This is a genomic window from Psychrobacillus sp. 05T411 (genome assembly GCF_056396485.1).
Genome location: NZ_JBFTLO010000043.1, coordinates 21,146 through 28,917, shown reverse-complemented (window position 1 = coordinate 28,917; position 7,772 = coordinate 21,146). Strand labels below are relative to the sequence as shown.

Below are 7,772 nucleotides of genomic sequence, written 5' to 3'. Positions count from 1 at the left end.
TGATCATAGGTTGTTCACCTTCTAAATACTTTGTGCTTTTAATTAATTGTCCTGCTTCATTTCTAATCGCATATTGAATTTCTGTTCTCATTTTACCGAAAAAGTCGTCTTGCGTATGATCGAGTTGCAATTGGTCAGCACTMTCTTTATATTGATATCGAGTTCGAATTTGCTCGTATAAATTTTCATAATATTGCTGGTATTCATCCTTGAATTTGACTCGAAAATGAATATCAACGTTGTCTCCATTTTCTACAACTTCATCAATCGAAACATCTAAAAACGGCTCATTTAAGCTAGGGACTTGTTCGGCTGTTGAAAGGTCTTTCTGTTCACTACTGTTAGCTTCAACTAATTGAGTTGACTCGTCAATCTGCTGTGTTAATTCATTCGGTATACTATTCCAGTAATAAAGTGCGAAGCCTAACACAATAACTGCAACACTGATTACATTAATTTTTAATGTATGCCAAGATTTTTTACGCTTTGTATTTGTTTGAATACGTTGCATAATGAAGTCAGCTTGACTATGCGTCATCATTGGCTTATTTAGTTGTGCAAATAAAGCTTTTTGTTCATTTACTAATTGCTCATATTCACTCTGACAATTTTTACAGTATTGCAAATGAGCTTCTATTTTTTGTTGCTCACTATTTTCTAAAAAACCTTCTATATAATCTTCCAACAAGTTCGAATCACATTTCATAATAAAAACCTCCTTTTGTCGTTCCGATTGACCTTAGTTTTCTTTTACTACGGTGCAGTTTGTTACGAACGTCGTTTAAAGAAATTTGTAGCACATGCCCAATTTCATCGTAGCTAAGCCCATTCACATATTTCAATAACAATACAAAATATTCGGTTTCATCTAATTGCTGAAGAAGCTTCTCTAATTGCTCATTTTCTTCACGTAATAACAATATTTTTTCCGGATAACGACTATCCGTTACTTCGATATCGATTGGTGTCGTTTGATACTTGTGTTTTCGTAAATGATCAAAACAATTATTGACCACAATTCGATAGAGCCATGCATTAAATGACCCTGTTTATTTATAATTATGTAGGTTATAGTACACTTTAATAAAAATATCCTGGACGATATCTTCTGCAACAGTACGATTACGGACAATTCGTAAAACAGTGCTAAAGACTTTCTGTTCATAATGTTTGATAACGTGTGCAAAGTAATATTCTTCTCCGTTATTTACTCTCGCAATCACTTCATCCATCTCCATCCGATTCACCTCCTTACTACTATAACGAACAAATCTCTATTTCCTCTCAAAAAAATTTTTATTTTTCTATTTAAGGAAAATTTATTTACTGTTTTATCAAATATAAAAAACGTCTTTCATCCAAAATGGATGAAAGACGGCAAAAACAATCTCTTTGTCTCTATTGTTTTATATTTGATAATAATGGATTGAATTATCCTTATGTAATAACTAGTTCAACAATTTTCTATAATACCTCTTATTGAACTAAACTGCCCCTTTAGTTCAATAAGAAAAATGCTTTATTCCTTCTTGAAGTAAAGCACCCATTAGTTGAAGAAGACAAATTAATATACTGGTTTTCGCTTTTTTAGTAAAAAGAGTAGCAATGCTATGGCAAAACAAATTATTGAAAGAAGTCCGAAAAACTGTACAGGTAGTTCTCCCGCAAAAAAATATAAAGAAAGTGGTAATGAAACAATACCTAGACTTAAAAAACTTTTCCAACTTCGAACAATTAGTGCAAAAACAAAATGAAGACTGAAAATAAAAGCGACAACCAAAATATATCACTCGCTAAAATTGCCATATTTACCTTACCTCATTGAAATATTTTTGTGCGTTTACTTGAATAATTCCACTTTTTATAATGACTTCGGCATCCTTCTAAATATATGTTCAATAAGAATCGAGCCCTAAGCAGCTCAACGATCTTCAAGTAAAGCACCCGTTAGCTTAAGAAGAAATATTCTGGATATAAATAATCCTCTTCACTATCTACTTCCGGATATTTAGTAAATGCAGACTCAAATTCACCGGTATCGATAAGATAATCAATAACTTCAACAATTCTATCTCTACTTACAATATCAATTAGAACCATATCGCTTGCTCGAAAGTATGTTCCGTTCATACATTCGCCTGTCTTTTTATTCTTCTCTCTGAGAGTCTGAATGTTTTTGTATGTGAAAAATGTTGCCATCCATACAGTACGGTCTGAAAAGGTAACTTTGACATCCGTATTTTCATCCTCAGTATCCCATTCATCATTTTCCCACTCTTCAGCTTCTATCAAAAAATGTATTCTACTTTTTTCTCTCATGGAAACTCCACCTTTTACTTTTTTCATTTTTCATTTTTCTTATTGAACTAAGCTGCACCGTTAGTGAAAAGCATTAAAAGTATCAATGAAAACAAAAAAAACAAAAGCAGATACAAGAAAAGATATACTGCAATTGTCTTTCGTTTTTCTTTTAGTTCAGTAATTCCTACAACAAATGCCATCGCACCAAAGAAAAACAATATATAAGGCATTGCCTCGTTTTTTGCAGTTATAAGTGAGTACATTGATAAAATGAATACAATCCCCCAAAAATAACCCTTAACACTTTTAACAAATAATACCACCATCTCTGGTTGTTACTTCTCCATGTATATTCGAAGTTTCTTCTTTCACTAAACTGCGGCTTTAGCTTAAGACCAACAAAAAAGAGTCATAAATTACTGAACGTATTCTACTCCGTTTTCTTTATAAGATTCCAAGACAACTTCACCTTTATTTTTGTAATAAAAGTATGTTTTCTCATCATCTTTCAATTTAACACTGACCATCCAATTCTTATCACCCTGTAAATTCGCAATAAATGGTTCACTCGAAATAATGTCATCGTTTGGAATATTCTTTTCTGTAATTAGATAGTTAATTACACTTTTTTCAACGGTTGATTTTTTATAATGGATATAACTAAAAATAATTCCAACAATAATAAGAAATATTAATAAAACTGTTCCAAATTTCTTCACTTTGCAAACTCCTTAAAATATCTAAATTTATTTGTTATTCAACTAAACTGCTTCTTTAGTTCAATAAGAAAAAGGCTTTACTCCTTCTTGAAGTAAAGCACCCGTTAGTTGAAATAGAAATATTTTATATTTCCACTTTACTTGAAGTCATTTACCCAAAACCAATATCGACCAGTATTTTTTTTATTATTTGCAATCAACAATATAAAAGGAATAATGCCTAAGATAATATATAAAGTGATAAATATTGATGTCTGAAGAATTTTCATCATTTCAACTATTGTCATACAAATCATTAACGTTCCTAAAAATAAATAAGGAAAAATTAACCCTCTCTGATAAGATTGAAACTTTTCCTCGCCTAAAATAACTCTAGTTTTTTCAGGTAAAAAATAGTCCTTCTTCATTAGGTGGCTAAACCCCATAACTAGCACTGAAATTCCAAGGAATATACCAGTAATTGTTTTACCCCCCCTTCTTTTGAATAACCAACAGCGCTAATTCAATAACAAAAAACTCCATTCTTTCTTAAAGTAAAGCACCCGTTAGTTCAATTTCCTGTTTCTTATTTTAACGATTCGTTCCACACTAAATCCAACTACTAACCCGATAGCAATTGGAAGTAATGCAATTTCTGCATCAAGAATCGAACCGTCTTTTAATGGCTCATTTTGAAACATTTTGAACTCTAATGCAGCTATATTAAATATAAAGCCTAATACATAAAGTAATACCATTGTTCCTAATGATGATAATAGTGGAAGCAATAAATTTCTATTCATTAAAGACCTCCATTTTATTTTATAATTGTAAATACGTTCTAAAGCGTAAAGAGTTACAAAATAATCCCTTAAATAAATTCTACTTATTAAACTAAACTGCTGCTTTAGTTTAATAAGAAAAAAGACTTTACTCCTTCTTGAAGTAAAGCACCCGTTAGTTAAACAAGCAAAGCATTTAATTAAAATTTATTGTAGCTCATTTCCACTCTTCTTCTAAAATAGCGTAATAATACTCATCCCACCACTCATTTCCGTTTGGAATACATTTTTTAAAATAGCCTTCCCTTCTCATTCCAATCTTCTCCATAACTCGATATGATGGAATATTCTGAGGTTGACAAGTTGCTATAATCCTATGTAACTTCATTTTTTCAAAACCAAATTTCAAAATCGCTTTTGCCGCTTCAGAAGCATACCCTTTATTGTAATATTTCGGATTAAATACCCATCCAATCTCATATGTATATTCACCAAAATATTTATCAAAGAAAATGTGCCCAATAAGAATGTTCTCATCAATTAATAAGACAGGAAATTTTTCAGCTTTATCACCAATGTTTCTATTTACAAACTCTTTTGCATCTTCTTCAGAAAAAACACCTTCTGGTATATATTTCATAACATTGATATCTGATGTATATTCATATACAGCTTGCCAATCTTTGACTTCAAATTTACGTATCAATAACCTTTTTGTTTTAATGTACACTTCCTAACCCCCATCAATAAGACTTATCCCATTCATTATCATGTTTCGATATTAAGACACGAATAACCTATATAAGATATCAATCCTTGTTCAACTAAACTGCGTCGCTAGTTTAATAAGAAAAAGCTCCCCTTACAGGCAGCCACTGGCAAGAACATCTAAAGTGTCCCCTTAAATTTCTCTGGCTTTTTTACATAGCTTTCGATTATAAATCCACATTCAGTACAAATGGTGTATTCAACTTCTGATCCAAAGCTCATCTTATTAGATGGAAGAATATCTGCATATCCACTACCACCATTTTTACCTTGCCCCAATTCTTTTCCACCACATTTAGGGCATTCTGTTACTCTCGTAGAATGTTTCATTTGTAAACCTCCACTTTAGATATATTTAAAGATTACAATAAAAGCAAATCCTTATATAATTATTTTTCAAATGATTGAATCGCTATTTTTCTGATGTTCTTAACACAATTATGATTGAACAATAAATTGATTTCATCTTATTAAACTAACCAGCTGCTTTAGTTCAATAAAAGGCTTTACTCCTTCTTGAAGTAAAGCACCCGTTAGTTGAAGAAGAAAGACCTAATTTGTAAAAACTAATTTACTTTCAGGTTAATTTTTTCTTCATATTCGCCTGTATTAGTCCGCCATTTAATTTCTATATAAGCATGATTTAATGATATATTTGCCTCATCTATCGTTGGAGGATGATTACTTACACCTGTTCCAAACGATATAGCGGTTTGATTTTCTTGAGGTTCCCTTTCTCCAGTACTTCCACCTTCGTCAGTACTAACGAATAAGTGACATAAAGAAGTTCTTCATCTCCAATACATTCAATTCCTCCTCTATCATAGAGTTCAGAATCGGTCACTTCGTATGTTACATTTGCTTTCCATAAGTCGCCTTCACCAGTAGCTTTAATAGTTTCTTGATTTGAACAAGCCGTTAAAAGAGTTATTGTAAATAATATAGTGAATATTTTTCTCAATTTAACTCCCCATTCCCCAAAAATTGGATTGAAATTATCCTCATGTAATACCTATTTCGACAATTGTATAAAAATTACCTCTTATTGAACTAAACTGCTGCTTTAGTTCAATAATAAATAATAGTTGTCTGCAACCCATGAACTTTACTAAAGCAACCTTTAGTTAAAGTGCATTTTTTCGCGATTTTTTAATAATACTAAAAAAAAAACACCTCCCTTCTAAGTAATCTTTAAGGAGAAATGTTTTTTTAAACTTTTTTAAAATTACCCAACTATCCAATGTAGGTAACATAGCAAATTAATTCTACCATTATTCCAGTGACGATTAGGAAGTCTTTTAAATGGTTAAACTTGTGTTACTTTTCTGACATAAGGAGGTAGAATTATTGTGGTAAAAATAGAAGATGATAAAGTAATCTATTGCTATAGCTGTCGAAAAAAGAGCCTATTTACACGAAGAGACTTGAGTAAGAATAGTGGTGTAGAAAGTCATTGTAGTGAATGTGAATATGTGTGGTATGAATGGCAAAATCGAGCAGTAGAGCGAGAAAAAGAAAAATGGCAAGATTTTAATGGGGGATTATTAAATAATAAAATACCTCTATCAAACTTCATACAATAATGCTTTGATATCCTTATTTTTTCTGTTCTTTTTAGTTGGGGTATAGTCGTCTTCATAAAGCGAGATCAAAATTCTCGAATATACACACATCAACAACACCGTTCTTCTAAAGAGCGGTGTTGTTTGTATTTACACACGAGCAGGAGATTGAATCAACGTAAATCCTGTCATTTTCCAATGGAAAAAGAGATTTATGAATTCTTGTTTACTACCCTGCCACATATGTTCTGGCTTATTCAATTAAACTGCTGCTTTTATTCAATAGAAAAAGAAATGCTTAGACAACCCTATGAACTTTACTAAAGCACCCGTTAGTTGAAGAAGAACGGAGATGTCAACGTAAAAACTAATTAACTTTAAAGTTAATTAGTTCTTCATATTCGCCTGTATTAGTCCGCCATTTAATTTCAACAGTAGCGTGGTTTAACGATATAATTGCTTCATCTTTAGTAGCTGGAGGATTATTCCCTCCGCCCGTCCCAAAGGATATTGCAGTTTGTTCTTCTTGAGGTTCAATTTCCCCACCAAGTCCTCCTTCGTCAGTAACTACCGTATAAGTGACATATAGGAGTTCCTCATCTCCTGTATATTCAATTCCCCCTCTGTTAAGGAGATCGGTATCGGTCATCTCGTATATTAGATGTGCATTCCACAAGTCGCCTTCACCAGTAGCTTTAATAGTTTCTTGATTTGAACAAGCTGTTAGTAGAATCATTGCAAATAGTAAAATAACTATTTTTCTCAACATAACTCCCCCTCAAATGCGGATTCAATTGTCCCTAGGTAATAACTATTTMGACAATTGTATATAAATACCTCTTATTACACTAAACTGCTGCATTAGTTCAATAAGAAAAAGGCTTTACCCTTCTTGAAGTAAAGCACCCGTTAGTTTAAGTACATTTATTCACATACCTATAAACCTACTTTTTTTTTTAAGGCTGTTTGTGTACTTTAAGAACTACCCTGTTAGTATTTCTCGATCTGTATTTTTACTTTCATTTTTATTTTTTCTTCGCTAGTTGTTTCTGTTTCAGAAACATTCTTAATAGAATCTTCAACTATTTGTTGAATCAACGTATCATCAATTTTTTCATCCTTCGGGAAACCTACTGAAACTGTTATTTCATCAGTACCACCACCTAACATTATTGCTAGTGAATCACTTTCAAGTTCCGTTTGCTCTGTAATAGATACTAATATTTCATTTTTTAATTCAGATAATAAAGTTGATATTACATCATTCCCCCCGTTGCTCTTAGAAACTACTACTTCCTGCTCGCTTTCTAATACCTCGGTTGTATTACATCCAACTAACAAGATTGAACAAAATAAAATTCCTGAAATTAAAGCTTGTTTCATCATTTCTAAAATCTCCTTTCAAAAATAAAGTGTACATTCCACAACAATTCATCATACATAAGTTTGACTATATATATTGGTAAAGTTCCAAATTTGTAATATTCACTTGAAATATATAACATACTAACCAAGATAAATCATTTAAAATAGGTAAGGTTGAAGCAATATACAAATGTACTTGATTAAATCCAACTAAGGCAACCCACATAATCCCACTAAAACCTAAAATAATATTGGCATTATGAAATGAAACTTTTTTTATAACGCCCTTCTCCTCA

12 protein-coding genes and 2 pseudogenes are annotated in these 7,772 nt (G+C 31.6%); 2 read left to right on the top strand and 12 right to left on the bottom strand.

Annotation, left to right across the window (positions count from 1 at the left end; genetic code table 11):
• The 3 genes and pseudogenes from AC1DFT_RS19680 to AC1DFT_RS19670 form a co-directional block, all read right to left on the bottom strand.
• Nucleotides 1-706 (bottom strand): annotated as a pseudogene (locus tag AC1DFT_RS19680) (anti-sigma factor); the annotation flags it as partial.
• Nucleotides 696-1,034 (bottom strand): annotated as a pseudogene (locus tag AC1DFT_RS19675) (RNA polymerase sigma factor); the annotation flags it as partial. The pseudogenes AC1DFT_RS19675 and AC1DFT_RS19680, both read right to left, overlap by 11 nt.
• A gap of 15 nt (nucleotides 1,035-1,049) precedes the next feature.
• Nucleotides 1,050-1,238 carry an RNA polymerase sigma factor gene (locus AC1DFT_RS19670; RefSeq protein WP_478161183.1) on the bottom strand — a complete coding sequence of 63 codons (189 nt, stop codon included), beginning with the start codon at nucleotides 1,236-1,238 and terminating at the stop codon, nucleotides 1,050-1,052.
• Nucleotides 1,239-1,610: 372 nt separating this feature from the next.
• Between AC1DFT_RS19670 and AC1DFT_RS19665 the strand changes: the two genes are divergently transcribed.
• The gene (locus AC1DFT_RS19665) at nucleotides 1,611-1,754 is read left to right on the top strand and encodes a hypothetical protein (RefSeq protein WP_478161181.1); all 144 of its coding nucleotides are present in this window, start codon (nucleotides 1,611-1,613) and stop codon (nucleotides 1,752-1,754) included.
• 193 nt (nucleotides 1,755-1,947) lie between these two features.
• Here the strand turns inward: AC1DFT_RS19665 and AC1DFT_RS19660 are convergent, their stop codons facing one another.
• From AC1DFT_RS19660 to AC1DFT_RS19630, 7 genes are all read right to left on the bottom strand, one after another.
• A complete protein-coding gene (locus AC1DFT_RS19660; protein ID WP_478161179.1) occupies nucleotides 1,948-2,346 on the bottom strand; it encodes a hypothetical protein in 399 nt (132 codons plus the stop codon).
• A 371-nt stretch (nucleotides 2,347-2,717) separates the two neighbouring features.
• The gene (locus tag AC1DFT_RS19655) at nucleotides 2,718-3,020 is read right to left on the bottom strand and encodes a hypothetical protein (RefSeq protein WP_478161177.1); all 303 of its coding nucleotides are present in this window, start codon (nucleotides 3,018-3,020) and stop codon (nucleotides 2,718-2,720) included.
• A 137-nt stretch (nucleotides 3,021-3,157) separates the two neighbouring features.
• The gene (locus tag AC1DFT_RS19650; RefSeq protein WP_478161175.1) at nucleotides 3,158-3,427 is read right to left on the bottom strand and encodes a hypothetical protein; all 270 of its coding nucleotides are present in this window, start codon (nucleotides 3,425-3,427) and stop codon (nucleotides 3,158-3,160) included.
• Nucleotides 3,428-3,565: 138 nt separating this feature from the next.
• The gene (locus AC1DFT_RS19645; protein WP_478161173.1) at nucleotides 3,566-3,802 is read right to left on the bottom strand and encodes a hypothetical protein; all 237 of its coding nucleotides are present in this window, start codon (nucleotides 3,800-3,802) and stop codon (nucleotides 3,566-3,568) included.
• Between the two features lie 196 nt (nucleotides 3,803-3,998).
• The gene (locus tag AC1DFT_RS19640) at nucleotides 3,999-4,511 is read right to left on the bottom strand and encodes a GNAT family N-acetyltransferase (RefSeq protein ID WP_478161171.1); all 513 of its coding nucleotides are present in this window, start codon (nucleotides 4,509-4,511) and stop codon (nucleotides 3,999-4,001) included.
• A 158-nt stretch (nucleotides 4,512-4,669) separates the two neighbouring features.
• Complete coding sequence (locus tag AC1DFT_RS19635; protein WP_478161169.1) at nucleotides 4,670-4,879, bottom strand: transcription initiation factor TFIIIB; 210 nt, start codon at nucleotides 4,877-4,879, stop codon at nucleotides 4,670-4,672.
• 355 nt (nucleotides 4,880-5,234) lie between these two features.
• Complete coding sequence (locus AC1DFT_RS19630; RefSeq protein WP_478161167.1) at nucleotides 5,235-5,510, bottom strand: hypothetical protein; 276 nt, start codon at nucleotides 5,508-5,510, stop codon at nucleotides 5,235-5,237.
• 388 nt (nucleotides 5,511-5,898) lie between these two features.
• Here AC1DFT_RS19630 and AC1DFT_RS19625 point away from each other — a divergent pair, with 388 nt between their 5' ends.
• Complete coding sequence (locus tag AC1DFT_RS19625) at nucleotides 5,899-6,132, top strand: hypothetical protein (protein WP_478161165.1); 234 nt, start codon at nucleotides 5,899-5,901, stop codon at nucleotides 6,130-6,132.
• A 346-nt stretch (nucleotides 6,133-6,478) separates the two neighbouring features.
• Here the strand turns inward: AC1DFT_RS19625 and AC1DFT_RS19620 are convergent, their stop codons facing one another.
• Nucleotides 6,479-6,877 carry a membrane lipoprotein lipid attachment site-containing protein gene (locus AC1DFT_RS19620; protein WP_478161163.1) on the bottom strand — a complete coding sequence of 133 codons (399 nt, stop codon included), beginning with the start codon at nucleotides 6,875-6,877 and terminating at the stop codon, nucleotides 6,479-6,481.
• A gap of 224 nt (nucleotides 6,878-7,101) precedes the next feature.
• A complete protein-coding gene (locus AC1DFT_RS19615) occupies nucleotides 7,102-7,497 on the bottom strand; it encodes a topoisomerase (RefSeq protein ID WP_478161161.1) in 396 nt (131 codons plus the stop codon).
• Nucleotides 7,498-7,772 lie beyond the last annotated feature (275 nt).